Annotated in this window: 12 protein-coding genes; 5 read left to right on the top strand and 7 right to left on the bottom strand. The window is 56.2% G+C overall.

The genetic code is table 11. From position 1 onward, the window contains the following. The first annotated feature begins 65 nt into the window (after nt 1-65). Nucleotides 66-1,190 (top strand): ABC transporter substrate-binding protein, encoded by a 1,125-nt coding sequence (locus HPC62_RS19445; protein ID WP_225906665.1) that lies wholly within the window; start codon nt 66-68, stop codon nt 1,188-1,190. A 259-nt stretch (nt 1,191-1,449) separates the two neighbouring features. On the opposite strand, the gene HPC62_RS19440 is transcribed toward HPC62_RS19445, so the two are convergent. Continuing rightward, nucleotides 1,450-2,331 carry an ABC transporter permease gene (locus HPC62_RS19440; RefSeq protein ID WP_205369932.1) on the bottom strand — a complete coding sequence of 294 codons (882 nt, stop codon included), beginning with the start codon at nt 2,329-2,331 and terminating at the stop codon, nt 1,450-1,452. 107 nt (nt 2,332-2,438) lie between these two features. Beyond that, entirely contained in the window at nt 2,439-2,693 is a 255-nt protein-coding gene (locus HPC62_RS19435; RefSeq protein WP_172358130.1) for a hypothetical protein, read from the bottom strand. Between the two features lie 757 nt (nt 2,694-3,450). Between HPC62_RS19435 and HPC62_RS19430 the strand changes: the two genes are divergently transcribed. Beyond that, entirely contained in the window at nt 3,451-3,801 is a 351-nt protein-coding gene (locus HPC62_RS19430) for a 4a-hydroxytetrahydrobiopterin dehydratase (RefSeq protein ID WP_172359063.1), read from the top strand. An 88-nt stretch (nt 3,802-3,889) separates the two neighbouring features. Here the strand turns inward: HPC62_RS19430 and HPC62_RS19425 are convergent, their stop codons facing one another. Beyond that, complete coding sequence (locus HPC62_RS19425) at nt 3,890-5,215, bottom strand: NAD(P)/FAD-dependent oxidoreductase (RefSeq protein ID WP_205369930.1); 1,326 nt, start codon at nt 5,213-5,215, stop codon at nt 3,890-3,892. Nucleotides 5,216-5,766: 551 nt separating this feature from the next. Here HPC62_RS19425 and HPC62_RS19420 point away from each other — a divergent pair. Then, the gene (locus tag HPC62_RS19420) at nt 5,767-7,977 is read left to right on the top strand and encodes a sensor histidine kinase (RefSeq protein ID WP_172358129.1); all 2,211 of its coding nucleotides are present in this window, start codon (nt 5,767-5,769) and stop codon (nt 7,975-7,977) included. Nucleotides 7,978-8,065: 88 nt separating this feature from the next. Here HPC62_RS19420 and HPC62_RS19415 read toward each other — a convergent pair whose 3' ends face one another. The 3 genes from HPC62_RS19415 to pyrH form a co-directional block, all read right to left on the bottom strand. Further along, on the bottom strand, nt 8,066-9,193 hold the full coding sequence (locus HPC62_RS19415; protein WP_172358128.1) for a geranylgeranyl reductase family protein: 1,128 nt from the start codon (nt 9,191-9,193) through the stop codon (nt 8,066-8,068). A 168-nt stretch (nt 9,194-9,361) separates the two neighbouring features. After that, nucleotides 9,362-9,910 carry a ribosome recycling factor gene (frr, locus tag HPC62_RS19410; RefSeq protein ID WP_172358127.1) on the bottom strand — a complete coding sequence of 183 codons (549 nt, stop codon included), beginning with the start codon at nt 9,908-9,910 and terminating at the stop codon, nt 9,362-9,364. Further along, nucleotides 9,897-10,625: a UMP kinase gene (pyrH, locus tag HPC62_RS19405; protein WP_172359061.1), complete on the bottom strand. Its 729-nt coding sequence runs from the start codon at nt 10,623-10,625 to the stop codon at nt 9,897-9,899. Before pyrH ends, frr begins: the two co-directional genes overlap by 14 nt. Nucleotides 10,626-10,892: 267 nt before the next feature. Between pyrH and HPC62_RS19400 the strand changes: the two genes are divergently transcribed. Then, nucleotides 10,893-11,384, top strand: a complete 492-nt coding sequence (locus HPC62_RS19400; RefSeq protein WP_172358126.1) for a glutathione peroxidase — start codon at nt 10,893-10,895, stop codon at nt 11,382-11,384. A gap of 87 nt (nt 11,385-11,471) precedes the next feature. Here HPC62_RS19400 and HPC62_RS19395 read toward each other — a convergent pair whose 3' ends face one another. Next, nucleotides 11,472-12,023, bottom strand: coding sequence for a thioredoxin family protein (locus tag HPC62_RS19395; protein WP_172358125.1), 552 nt, complete (start codon nt 12,021-12,023; stop codon nt 11,472-11,474). Nucleotides 12,024-12,271: 248 nt separating this feature from the next. Here HPC62_RS19395 and HPC62_RS19390 point away from each other — a divergent pair, with 248 nt between their 5' ends. Beyond that, on the top strand, nt 12,272-13,066 hold the full coding sequence (locus HPC62_RS19390) for a glutathione S-transferase family protein (protein WP_172358124.1): 795 nt from the start codon (nt 12,272-12,274) through the stop codon (nt 13,064-13,066). The last annotated feature ends 250 nt before the right edge of the window (nt 13,067-13,316 follow it).

Here is a 13,316-nt window from a genome sequence, read left to right as displayed (position 1 = left end):
TAGGGACACCCTGTAGTAAACAACTTGAAGCATTGCTTGGTGCAGATCAACTCTCAAAGCGCACTATGAAACTTAATTGGCTGGCTCGATTTCTCTCCATTGCTCTGGTTGCTTCCCCCATGCTGCTGAGCAGTTGCCAAACGCCTACCCCAGAGGCGACTGCTCCAGAGGCATTGCCAGGGACGACGGCGGCTTCTTCCCCGACGGCTCCGAACGAACTGCGGACGATCAAGGTCAACCCCTCTTGGCTCCTGCAAGGAGACAATGCGCCGATCACGCTGGCCAGCGAGAAGGGTTACTTTGCAGAGGAAGGGCTGAACGTGGTGATTGAGCGGGGTTATGGCTCTGCGAAGACCATCACTGATGTTGCAGCGGGGACGGTGGAGATCGGCTTTGGCGATATGTACTCGATGATCGAGTTCAACGCGAAGAATCCGAATGATCCGGTGGTGGCGGTGGCCGTGCCTTACAACCGCTCTCCGTTTGCGATCGCCACGTTGTCCACCAACGGCATTGCTGATCCCAAAGCCCTCCAGGGCAAGAAACTGGGCGCACCTGCCGGAGACGCGCCGCGCAAGCTTTGGCCTGTGTTTGCAGAACAGGTGGGCATTCCTGCCGACTCGGTGGAATGGATTACGATGGAGCCAAAACTACGGGAAACGTTTCTGGTTAAGGGCGATGTCGATGCCGTCAGCGGGTTTTCGACCAGCATCTTGCCTGCGCTTGCCAAGGCAGGCAAGCAAGAGTCTGACTTGACAATGTTCTACTACAACGACTTTGGGCTGGATCTCTATGGCAATGCCATTGTGGTCAAGAAGTCTTTCTTGGAGCAGAATCCCGACGTGGTGCGGGGCTTCTTGCGGGCCTATTTCCGAGGAATGCAGGACGTGATCAAAGACCCGGCTGCGGGGCTGGCATCGGTGATGAAGGCGGGCGATTCCCTGATGGAGGAAGTGTCAGAAAAGCAGCGCCTAAAGATTGCCCTAGAGCGGCTGTGGGTCACTCCGGAGACTGAGGCGAACGGTCTGGGCGGCATCGATCCGGCTCGCTTTGAGCAGACGATCAAGCAGGTGGCTGGCGTGTTTGAAGTGACTCCACCCCCGATTGGCGAAGTGTTTGACGATAGCTACCTGCCGCCTGCGTCGGAACGTGGCTTGCCGCCTGCGGGCGATCGCCAACCGCTGAACTAGGGCAGATTGGCTCAGTGTCTGTGCTTTGTTTTATGTTTCGTTTCTAGATTTGATGTCTCCTAGAGATTGCGGGGGGTGAGAGCGATGCTTTCATCCCTTTTTTATGACTTGTTTTATGACTTGTTTTATGGCTTGCTTTATGACTTGTCTCCATTCTCCGAAGGGAACTGCGAATCAATCGGGACACCAACTAAAATCCAAAATCGCATTTATTCCACCCAGCTTCAACCCTCAGGCTTCCAGGCTTGGGCTTCAAACCTTAGGCTTCCAAGGCTCCCTGGCGGAGGGCGATCGCCAGTCCACCAAATACAATCAGCATCACCACTAGCGAAAACGCTGCGCCCAGCGGCCAGTTGTAGGACACACCAAACTGGGATGAGATGACGTTACCCAACATGATGCCGCTGGGGCTGCCTACCAGACTCGGCGTGATATAGTCGCCCATCGTCAGCGCAAACACGCTGATAGAACCCGCAAATACGCCCGGTCTCACCAGGGGCAGAATGACTCGGCGAAAAGTTGTGAGCGGCGGTGCGTTCAGATCGGCGGAGGCTTCCAGCAAGTCTTGGGGCAATCGCTCGAAGGCGGTGATGATGGGCAAGATCATGAACGGTAGCCAGACGTGAACAAACGTGAGCATGGTCGAAAACTGGTTGTAGAGGAACACCGTGCTAGGTTCCTGAAGAATGCCCAGCGACAGCAGCGCCGTATTCAACACGCCGTTGTAGCCCAGAATGATTTTCCAGGCAAACACCCGCACCAGATAGCTTGACCACAGCGGCAGGATGACGAGGATCGTCAGGAGCGATCGCCACTTGCCGCCAAACCGCGCAATAAAATAGCCAAGCGGCAGCGCCAGCACGATATCAATCAGCGTCACTCCCAGCGCCGTGCCCACGGTTCGCAAAATCACCGTGCGATAGGCGGCATTCGTAAAAATCGTTTTGAAATTGACCAGGCTGAACTCTTTGACAATATCAAACGCCTCCAGCCGCCACACGCTGTAGGAAATCAGCAGCGCCAAAGGGACAAAATAGAGCAGCGTCGTCCATACCAGCGGCGGCAGCAGCGAGGCATATAGCCCGACCGGACGGCGGGTGCGGCGCGGGGGAGCAGTTTTGACAGGGGCGATCGCAGTCACAATAACGGGGGTGGGGATTTGAGTATGGGGAGCCTAAAAAAGGGATGGAGTGTGGATGGCACAGTTGCTCCATTATCACCCCACCCCTCTCACTTCATCCTCTCTCCTCACATCCGCTGCATGATTTTACGAAAGGCCTGCTCGCGATCTGTGCTGGCGATCGCCCCTGCCAGATTGCCCAGCAGATGAGGCATCGCCATCACAAATCCCAAGTGAACACGCCACTTACTCCAGTTCGTCAGCGCCCGCGACAACGGCAACACGTTCCAAAATCGGTTTACCGAACAGACGGCATCGGTTCCGAGGCTAGACACCTCATGCCACCAGCCCGCAGGAAACCACAACGGGCTTTCCAGGTACAAGATGCTGCTGCCGAAACAGCCTCTGCGTCAGGTTTTGTACATCTATTCGGGGAACTGGCTTGGCAAATGTTTGGAGATTAAAATCTTGAGGATCAAGAGGGTTGTTAGGGAATGAGTTTGGTTGAATCATAGGAGAGTACGCTACGTCACACCACAGGTACAGAACAGTTACAGAATGCGTTCAGGAATGCTTTTAAGAATGCGTTCTGCACGCAAGGCGCTGAAATTGCAAAACGCTGAAAAGCATTTCATAACCATTCATATTGGAACGCTGCCAGACGGATATGCGAGCCGAAACGACATTCCAGCGCACCCGAAACAAGATCACGCCCGATCCAAGCTGAATCGACCGCGATCAAAAGCAGCAATCAGAACAGCAAAGCCAAGAAAACAGCAAAGCGCCCATTGGTGATGACCTCTGGGTGCGCCAATATGTTTCAACCTTAAATATTTGCTGCGAAGCTTGCAGCAGTCTAGAAAACAAGACTGCAAAATTTAACCACAAAAGTACCAGCTTACGGAACTGTTTAATTTCTGCGTAAAGCTTTTTTAAGAAACACGGTTCGATCCCTTGGGCCGCGGCGATCGCCCAGAGGTTGTGATACTAGGAGAACAAGTTTGAGGCAGTTTTGAGGCAGTCAGATGAGTCCCTCTAAGCCCATTAAACAAGTCCATCAAAATGGAGTTTCGTATGCATAGAAATCTCGCACCCCGGCGCAATTGGATACTGGGCGCTGGGCTGGGACTGGTGCTGGCAATGGCAACCGGAGCGCGGGGGGCGATCGCCCTCCCAGTCTTGCTCAGCAGTGATGAGATAGCCCGACAAATGCAGGATCTATCTGACTGGGCCCTGGCAGGACAGGAAATTTCCTGCACTTACTCATTTGGGAACTTTGTGGAGGCGATCGCCTTTGTGAATCGCCTAGTGGAACCCGCCGAAGCCGCCGCCCATCACCCCGACCTGACGATTGCCTACAACCGCGTCACGCTGCGACTCACCACCCACGACGCAGGCGGGCTGACGAATCTCGACTTTCGCGTTGCCCAGGCTGCTCGCGCTGCGACCAATCCTGGCGGCTCGCCGCTGACCTGTGCTGCGATGGAATAGTGCAAATACTAGAGTAGTGCGAATAATGCAAAGATAGGGTCGCTTTACTCCAATATCTCCTGCCCGCTTACCAGCATTTCCCGCCCGCTTACCAGGCATCCTGCAAGCTATATAGACTAAACATCCCCCGCAGATACCACGGGCGCAGGTAGGGCAGCGGGAAGCGGCGGAGAGGCTGGCGGAAGGGGGTTGCCAGATCGGTTTCTGAAATCTTGCCGATTAGCAGATGGGCGATCGCCCGGCCGCTCCAGGTGGCGGTGGCCACGCCGTTGCCGTGATAGGCCAGCGCATAGAAGAGCGTGGGATCATCGGCAAGCTGCCCGACATGGGGCACGAGCGCCCTAGAGCCGCAGAGCAGCCCGCTCCAGTAGTGGGAAATTTCCACGTCGCGCCAGGCGGGAAACATCGTGCCCAGCCGTCGCCCCATCCACTGACGATAGCGGTCGGCTTCTTGCGGGGTGCCCCGTGTGCCGCCCCGCGTCCCCAACAGAAAGCGCCCATCTTTCAGCAGGCGAAAGTAAAACAGCAGATTGCGCGTGTCGTAGATGGGGGTTTCGGTTTTCCAGCCCTGAGCAGCGAGTTCGGCGGCGGTGAGGGGGCGCGTGGTAATGATATTGGAAACGACGGGCAGCAGGCGGCCAGACATGGCCGGGTGGAGGGGGTCTTCGGTGTAGCCGTTGGTCGCGATAATAACTCGCTGGGCCCGCAGGGTTCCCCCTGGCGTGTGCAGCCGATGTCCACGCCCGTCTGTTTCCCAGCGCTGAACGGGGCTATGGGCGTAGACTGCAACGGGTTGCCGCTGGAGGGCGATCGCCAGTCCCCGGCTATATTTCATCGGGTTCAGCCCAAAGCCCACGCCGACATGCAGCGCCCCATGTGCTTCGGGGCTATGGTAGGCCCGTTCGGTCAGTTCCTTGGGCGACCAGAGCTGGCAGGGATAGCCCGCAATGTCGCTAAAAAATTCGTAGGCCGCTTCGAGCGATCGCCATCGGTTGGGGCGATGGGCCACTTCGATCTCGCCGTCCCCCTGCGCGTCTAGGTCAATGCCTTCCTCCTGGGCAATCTGGCACACTAGCTCTGTGCCCTCGCGCTGCTGCCGAAAAAATCGCCCCACTTCCTCGTGCCCAAACTGGTTCAGCAGGGCTTCCGGGTCGAGCCAGGTTGCCCCAACACAGCAAAAGCCGCCATTCCGCCCCGACGCGCCCCAGGCTGGTATTCCCGCCTCCAGCACGCACGCCTCCACGCCCGCCCGCGCCAGGTGCAGCGCCGCCGAGAGTCCCGTGATGCCGCCGCCGATAATCGCCACGTCGCAAGTGCGATCGCCCGCCAGCGCCACCCCTTCCACCGGGTCTACTGTAGTTTCCCAAAAGCTGCCGACAGGACGAGTGCGATCGTAGAGGAACGGGGTATACATAAGATAACGGAGATAACGGAGTGACGGGGTGAGGTGACAGCGGTGACACAGTTGACAGCGGTGACACAGGTGACAGCGGTGACACAGTTGACAGCGGTGACACAGGTGATAGGAGCAGCAAGGTAACGGAGTGCCGGGGTTGATTGAGCCTTATTCCCAGCCTTATTCCTGCACCCCAATTCCCTAAAAGCGTCCCTCCAAAAAAACTGCTATTCTTGTGGATGCTAACCCAGACCATGATATTCGTGTGTTCTTGGCAAACTGAGTGTCGGCTTCGGGGTTCCGATGAAAACTCTGTATCGAGCATTACGAAACTGTCTGGGAGCGCCCTATCTGAGGGATGCTAGCTTGAGATTCACAGGCACTTTGCCACGCAAGCCATCTGAACACTGCTCGATTTGGGATCGCGGTGCTCCCGTGTCAACTCACCTGCGTAATTACCGAAGTCTGATGAGTGTTGGGTACTACGGTAGGGTTTCCAGATTTTGGGCATATTTGCTTCGCTGGACGATCGGCTGCAACGATGTTATGTGCTGAGGAGAGTCCGTGTAGTGAGTCAAGGGAATTTGCCTCAGAATTCGCAGCCTTCGGTTTCAGCACGCCCAGCCAACAAGCATCCCCAAGGATACACAGAGTTGGAGGCGGCGCTGGATCAGGTTGAGCAATTGCTGTCGCGACTGTCGCTAGAGCGCGTTATTGAGGGGGAGGATCGGCAGGAGGATCGGGACGATCGCCCCTCCCGTGATCCATCCCATGATTCATCCAATGCGAAGTCTGCTGGCGACCGATCTTCTAATCCCAAATCTCCTCGTACCGGATCTAGCTCCGATAAATCCACCAGGTCATCTGCTCAGTCTCCTGCGCCAGCCACCTCTCAGGATGCGGGACTGACCGATGCGCTGTTGCAGATTCGTGCCAATTTATCGCGAGTGCTAGATAGCTACGATCATCAGGTTGAGCAAATTCAGCAGCAGTCAGCCCAATCGCACTCGGTTGCCAGCATCACCCAGCGAATTCGTCAGTCGCTTGATCCGGGCGAAATTTTGAACAGCACGGTGATCGAGGTGCAGCAAGCGCTCCAGGCAGACCGGGTGGTGATTCACAGCTTTGAAGATGATGCCGGGTCGGTGATTGTGGCAGAGTCGGTGGTTGCCCCGTGGCCATCGCTGCTGGGAGAGCGGGTTAGTCAGGCGATCGCCGAACAGCGAATTGCCTACTTTCGCCAGGGCCACTACCGGATTGTGGATGACATCGAAACAGGCGACTATTCGCCGGAACTGCTAGAACTCTTCCGGCAACAGCAGACGCGGGCGGTGTTGGTCGCGCCGATCCTGCGGGATGACCAGCTTTTGGGGCTACTGTCGGTGCATCAATGTTCTGGTATCCGCCACTGGCAGCCCCACGAGGTGGATTTGCTGCGCTATCTCAGCGAACAGGTGGCGATCGCCCTCCAACAGTCGCGCCTCTATCAACAGGCGCAGCAGTTGAATGCCGACCTAGAGCAGCAAATCGTGCGCCGCGCCGAGCAGATGGAGCGCGTGCTGAAATACGAATCCATGCTCAAGCGCATTACCGACAAGGTGCGCGACAGCCTCGACGAAAGCCAGATCTTGCAGGCGGCTGTGCAGGAGCTAACGCTGGTGCTGGGGCTGGCGGGCTGCAACTCGGCGCTGTACGACCTAGAGGAAGGCACGTCCACCATCCGCTACGAATATACCCACTCGATTCCCACCTTCTACGGCCGTGTGGCCCAGATGGACGACTCGCCGGATATCTACCACCAGCTCAAGCAGGGGCTGTATTTCCAGTTTTGCTCGCTCTATCCCAACCCCCAGCGGGGACGGGTGTCCATGCTGGCCTGCCCCATTTTTGTCGATGCCAACTCGTCCGAGGGTATGGAGCAGGCCGTGCTAGGCGACCTCTGGCTGATTCACCGCAAAGAGTACGTGTTTAACGAGTTCGAGATTCGCATGGTGCAGCAGGTGGCCAACCAGTGTGCGATCGCCATTCGCCAGGCCCGGCTCTATCAGGCAGCCCAGGCCCAGGTCACGGAACTGGAGCGGCTCAACCAGCTCAAAGATCAGTTCCTCAGCACCGTCTCCCATGAGCTACGCACCCCCATCGCCAACGTCAAAATGGCGATCCATATGCTGAAAACCGCCCCCAGCGAAGAAAAGCAAAAACAGTATCTCAGCATCCTGGAAAGCGAACTGGCGCGAGAGGAAGAACTCATCAACGACCTGCTGGACTTGCAGCGACTAGAAGAATCCGTCTTTCCCATCACCGTCGAGCGCATCGACCTGCCCAACTGGCTGCCCGCCCTGGTGGAACCTTTCCGCACCCGCATCGCCAACTCCCAGCAAACCCTCGAAGTCTCCTGCGCTGAAGATTTGCCGCCGCTGGTGACCGACCCGACCATCCTGCGGCGCATTCTGGCAGAGCTACTGAACAACGCCTGCAAGTATACGCCCAAGGGGCTGAGCATTGCGCTAGACGTATCGCTCCAGCCGCCCACCGAGGAGAATGGGTTCACAGCCTACACCATCTTCCGACTCCAGAATCAGGCCGAAATTCCCAATGCCGACCTGCCCCATATCTTTGAAAAGTTCTATCGCGTCTTGCAAGTCGATCGCTACAAGCACGGCGGCACCGGGCTGGGGCTGGCGCTGGTGCAAAAGCTGGTGGAGCAACTGAGCGGCACGATCAGCGCCGACAGCGCCGACGGCTGGACGAGCTTTACGGTCAAAATTCCGTCTCGCTAGCAGGGCACGGCTGAGCAAACTCTAGTTGAGATTGAGAATTTCTCAGTGGAGAATTTTGCAGTGGAGAATTCTGCCCGTCGAGTCGGCTCTACATTCCTGGGATCAACCCGGCACTGAGGCGTTGAATAGCGCGGTTGGCCACATCGCGATAGCCTAGCTTGCCGCAGAGAATTTGCCCCATCCGCTCCGTGGCAGAGGGACGCTTGATCCCCAGCCGATAGCCCAGGCTGGGAGCCGCGTAGAAAGCATTGGCCAGCCGTTTTGCCCAGATCATTTCCTGGCCCCACTCTTGCTGAATGGTGTGGGTATATCCTTCGAGCGCGTCCAAGTCGCCGCTCAGCGCTGCATGAATTGCCTCCGCCGCCTTCACGCCCGTAAAGATCGAAGGGCGAATCCCTTCGGCTGTCATGGGATCAACCACGCAGGCGGCTTCGCCGGCCAGCAGCGCATTTTGAGTATGCAAGGTCTGGTCGCCATCCCACAGGCATAGGGGATGCCCGTGCTGCTCGGTGGTTGCAAAATCGACGTTAAACAGCTTGGAATATTCCGTTAGGATGCGCTTGAAGTCTTGCGCTTCGCCACCGCGAAAGGTGCCAATGCCAATGGAATAGCCGTCTGCCTTGGGAAAGTTCCAGATATAGCCGTTTTTGACCATGCCAAACTCGAAGTGGATGGTCTGGGCATCGGCAATGGGCTGACGGGCCTCCGCCTCCAGCGCACCGCCCAACTTCCGCTTGCGATCGCCAAATCCCAGCCACTTTGCCATGAAGCCCTTTGCTCCGTCAGCGGCGATTAGATAGGTTCCTAGAAACGGGCCCTGGGCGGTGTTGACCCGCCAGCCGTTGCCTCGCCATTCAATACCCGATACGGCGGTACGGTCTTTGAGCATTGCGCCCTGTTCTTGCGCTTTTTTGACCAGGAAATGGTCGAACACGTCGCGCCGCACCATCCAAATCGGCTCTAGGTTTTCAAGCTGAGCCACCACCGGATCGTCCATGTTCCAGGTGTAGCGGAGGGTGTTGACCTTGAGCGAGATCGCCGGGCCAAAGTCAAAATCAAACCATTCGGCCACTTGGGGCGATACGCCGCCGCCGCAGGGTTTGTAGCGGGGCAGGGATTCCTTTTCTAAAAGCAGCACCGAGCGATCGCGCTTTGCCAGGTGATAGGCAGCACTTGCGCCCGCAGGCCCAGCGCCCACGATGATGCAGTCATACATGAACAGGTCACTCCTGAACGCGGGTCACAAACTAAAGGATCAAACGCAGATCAAACCTAGATCACGGCTGAGCGCGATGCCAAAAGCTCGACCCAACCTCGATGCACCGCTCAGAACCCTGATGCAAGCCGGAGGCAAATTTGACGCAAATCTAGCGTAAATCTAACGCTAGACCGTCGTGATATCGGTTTCCTTTTCTTTGAGCAGCGCGTCGATTTTGGCCACGTACTTATCGGTCAGCTTTTGGATGCTGTCTTGCAAATCCAGCGCAGTGTCTTTGGGCAGGTCGCCGTCTTTTTCTTGCTTGCGAACGCTGTCTACAGCATCGCGGCGGATGTTGCGGAGGGCAACTTTGCCTTCTTCGGCGTATTTGGCGGCGATTTTTACCAATTCTTTGCGGCGATCGCTCGTCAGGGGCGGAATATTCAGCCGCACCACGGAACCATCGTTATTCGGCGTTAGCCCCACATCAGACATCTGAATCGCCTTTTCGATCAGGTTCAGCGTGTTCCGGTCATAGGGCTGGATCAAGATGGTGCTGGCATCGGGCGTGCTGATGTTGGCCAGAGACTTCAGCGGTGTAGGCGTACCGTAGTATTCCACCTGCACCTTGTCGAGAATGCTCGCATTTGCCCGTCCTGTGCGGATGGTGTTAAACGACCGCTGAGTGGCCTCAATGGTCTTCTGCATATTGCCTTCAATTTCAGCTAATTCCACAAGAGCCTCCAACAAGTGTGCCAATGGGTTCACCCATCAAGGCGCGGCGAATGTTGCCTTCAACCGCCAGGTTAAACACCATGATAGGGATATTGTTATCTTTGCACAGGGCGATCGCCGTTCCATCCATCACCCGCAGGTCTTTTTCCAGCGCATAGCTGTAGGTCAGCGTTTGGAACCTGCGGGCATCGGGATTCACCTTCGGGTCAGCGTCGTAAATGCCATCTACTTTTGTCGCCTTGAACACGACCTCTGCGCTAATTTCTGCTGCCCGCAGCGCCGCCGTCGTGTCCGTCGTAAAGAAAGGATTACCAGACCCCGCACCAAAAATTACCACTCGCCCCTTTTCCAAATGGCGAATGGCGCGGCGACGAATATACGGCTCTGCCACTTCCTGCATCTCGATCGCCGTCAGCACGCGAGTTTGCACGCCCTTTCGCTCCAGCGAGTCTTGCAGTGTCATCGCGTTCATCACGGTGGCAATCATGCCGATGTAATCCGCCGTTGCCCGATCCATCCCAGCCGCTGCGCCCTTGATGCCGCGAAAAATATTGCCGCCGCCCACCACAACCGCAACTTCTACGCCCGTATTCACCACATCTTTAATCTCTGCACAAATCGCATCTACCACTGCCGGGTCAATCCCATAGGAGAGATCGCCCATCAGTGCCTCGCCGCTGAGCTTTAGCAAAACCCGCCGATACGTATTCCCCATAGGTCGTGACAATTCTCTAGAACTTTAAAATTGTTTCCAACCCAAGATAGCAGTAGACCGGAAAAATCCGTCAGCGCCAAGCGGCCGGTTTGCCACTGGCTCTAGCAGACAGATGGGCATCGCAAAAGAACATCGCAAAAGGGCATCGCAAAAGGGCATCGCAAAAGGGTATCGCGAAGGCCGCAAACCCTGCATTCGACCCCAGGGATTTCGCTAAAATTGTTAAGTAATGTTTCAGAGTCTTCAGATTAATCCTGGGTTAATACTATGACTGCCGCTTCTGCCTCTATCTACGACTTTTCAGCCACCAGCATCGACGGCAAGCCCGTATCGCTCGATGCGTTCAAAGACAAGGTGCTGTTGATTGTGAACACGGCCAGCCAGTGCGGCTTTACGCCCCAATATCAGGGGCTTCAGTCCCTCTACAGCAAATACGCCGATCAGGGCCTGGTGGTACTGGGCTTCCCGTGCAATCAGTTTGGACAGCAGGAACCGGGGACAGCAGATCAAATCCAGGCATTTTGCGAAACCCGGTTTGGGGTGTCGTTCCCGCTATTCCAAAAAGTAGACGTGAACGGCAGCAACGCCCATCCTCTGTTTCAATACCTGACGAAATCTGCCCCCGGTATCTTTGGCACGGAGGCGATTAAGTGGAATTTCACCAAATTCCTGGTCGATCGCCAGGGCAACGTCGTGAAGCGCTACCCGCCCACCACCAAACCAGAAGATCTGGAGGCTAATATTCAGGCATTGCTGTAGCGCGGTTCCTAATTTCCTAATAATGCTCGGCTAAATAATGATTGGCTAAGGCAAACGATCGGCCACGGCCGACACGGGACGTTCTCGCTATCCTTCTGTCGGCTGTCGCCATTTTACAGAGCAACCGATGGTGTGCGTGTGGGTGTCGGCGATCGCAGTGCCGGAGAGAATGCTGGCGATCGCCTCCCTCAAATAGGCCTTCTGCACCCCGTCGGGATTCTGCGGGCTATCGTCGATCGCCCCGTTATACCGAAGAATCCCTTCGCTATCCAGCAGGTAAATCTCCGGTGTGCGCTCTGCGCCAAAGGCTTCCGCCACCTCTTGCGTCACGTCGCGCAGGTAGGGAAAGTTGATCGCCTGCTCGATGGCAAAGGACTTCATCTTGTCGAAACTATCGTCAGGATAGCGCGTGTCGTCGTTGGGATTGATGCCGATCAACGTCACGCCCTGCCCCTGAAAGTCGTCCTGAATTTGCTTGAGGCGATCAATATACAGCCGCACATAGGGGCAGTGGTTGCACATAAAAACCACGCAAACCGCCCGATGGGATTCAAGATACCGAGCGAGATGATGCACCTCGCCATCTACACCGGGCAGTTCAAAGTCGGGCGCGTAGCTACCAATCGCGGTTCCAGTCATACAGCAAAGAAATTTGCAGAGAAAATTTGCAGGAGACACTAGCCATCATACGCGAATCCTTCAGGGACGCTCATTTGCAAGATGGCCGATTATTTGCCGATGATTTGCAGCCTACTTGCTTTGTAGAGCCGACAGACTCAGGGTATGGTGACTAGGGGCAATCTGAACCACTCGACAACCCAGTTCCCTGCCGCACCCCATTCACACAATCAACCATTTCTCCGCCCTACTCACCGAGGACGCAGGCCATGCTAGAGCTTTATCAATTTGAGCTATCCCACTACTGCGAAAAGATTCGGCTAATTTTGGACTACAAGGGCTTGCCCTATCGCAAGGTGGAAGTGACCCCTGGTGTCGGCCAGCTTGACCTGTTTCGGATGTCCGGCCAGCGCCAAGTGCCCGTGCTGAAAGACGGCTCCACAGTTATTGCCGACTCCACCGAAATTGCCGAGTATCTGGAAAAGACCTATCCCGATCGCCCGATTATTCCCACCGATCCCAAACAGCGCGGGCTGTGTTTGTTAATGGAGCAGTGGGCCGACGAATCCATTGGGCTAAATGCCCGCAAATGCATGATTGGCGCACTGGGCAAAGACCAGAGCTTCCGCCAGTCGTTTCTCCCGAATACGATTCCTGATTTTCTAAAAACAGTCGTTAGCTCTATGCCCAATGAGCTATTCAGCGTGCTGGAACTGGGCGTGGGACTGACCCCGGATGCCATCAAAGCAGCCGAAGCATCCATGAAGCGGGATCTGGCGGCGCTCTGCTTTATCTTGCTCGATCAGCCCTACCTGATCACCGACCATCCCACCCTGGCAGATTTTGCTGTGGCGGGGCTGACGATGTACGTCAAGTTTCCCGATGGCGACTACCTGGATATTCCCCAACCGCTCAAGGGCAAAGGCGTTCCGGGCATCGCCGATGTGGGCACGTTTGCGCCGTTTTTTGAATGGCGCGATCGCCTCTACGCCGACTTCCGCAAAACCGGAACCCCCAGCGCCAGCAGTAGCGCCAACCGCCCCACATCAATTCAGATTGACTAGACGCTAGGGATCGGGGGTCAGGCTTTAGGTTCGACCCCGATCATCCCCTGACACCAAATCCCTGACCTCCATAACCTGTCCATAACCGCCAAACGTGCCCCGTTTATGGCACTCTGGAACGTAGAGCCTTGTTGTAGAGCATTATTTAGTAACGCTCTGAGTGGCTATTAGTAACGCTCCAAGTGGCTCTCATGCTGTTTCGTAGCCGCAGCTTTGGCTCTTCGGATACTCTATCGCCCATCTCGTATTT

The sequence above is a fragment of the Thermoleptolyngbya sichuanensis A183 genome (assembly GCF_013177315.1).
Taxonomy (GTDB): Bacteria; Cyanobacteriota; Cyanobacteriia; order Elainellales; family Elainellaceae; genus Thermoleptolyngbya; species Thermoleptolyngbya sichuanensis.
The sequence above is the reverse complement of the archived record's forward strand: the minus strand, read 5'-3'. Positions and strand labels throughout refer to the sequence as shown.

Bases quoted from the DNA above. Each gene is read 5' to 3' on its own strand.
- HPC62_RS19445 (WP_225906665.1), top strand. From the start codon at position 66: ATGAAACTTAATTGGCTGGCTCGATTTCTCTCCATTGCTCTGGTTGCT.
- HPC62_RS19430 (WP_172359063.1), top strand. From the start codon at position 3,451: ATGGCAACCGGAGCGCGGGGGGCGATCGCCCTCCCAGTCTTGCTCAGC.
- HPC62_RS19425 (WP_205369930.1), bottom strand. From the start codon at position 5,215: ATGTATACCCCGTTCCTCTACGATCGCACTCGTCCTGTCGGCAGCTTT.
- HPC62_RS19415 (WP_172358128.1), bottom strand. From the start codon at position 9,193: ATGTATGACTGCATCATCGTGGGCGCTGGGCCTGCGGGCGCAAGTGCT.
- pyrH (WP_172359061.1), bottom strand. From the start codon at position 10,625: ATGGGGAATACGTATCGGCGGGTTTTGCTAAAGCTCAGCGGCGAGGCA.
- HPC62_RS19400 (WP_172358126.1), top strand. From the start codon at position 10,893: ATGACTGCCGCTTCTGCCTCTATCTACGACTTTTCAGCCACCAGCATC.
- HPC62_RS19395 (WP_172358125.1), bottom strand. From the start codon at position 12,023: ATGACTGGAACCGCGATTGGTAGCTACGCGCCCGACTTTGAACTGCCC.
- HPC62_RS19390 (WP_172358124.1), top strand. From the start codon at position 12,272: ATGCTAGAGCTTTATCAATTTGAGCTATCCCACTACTGCGAAAAGATT.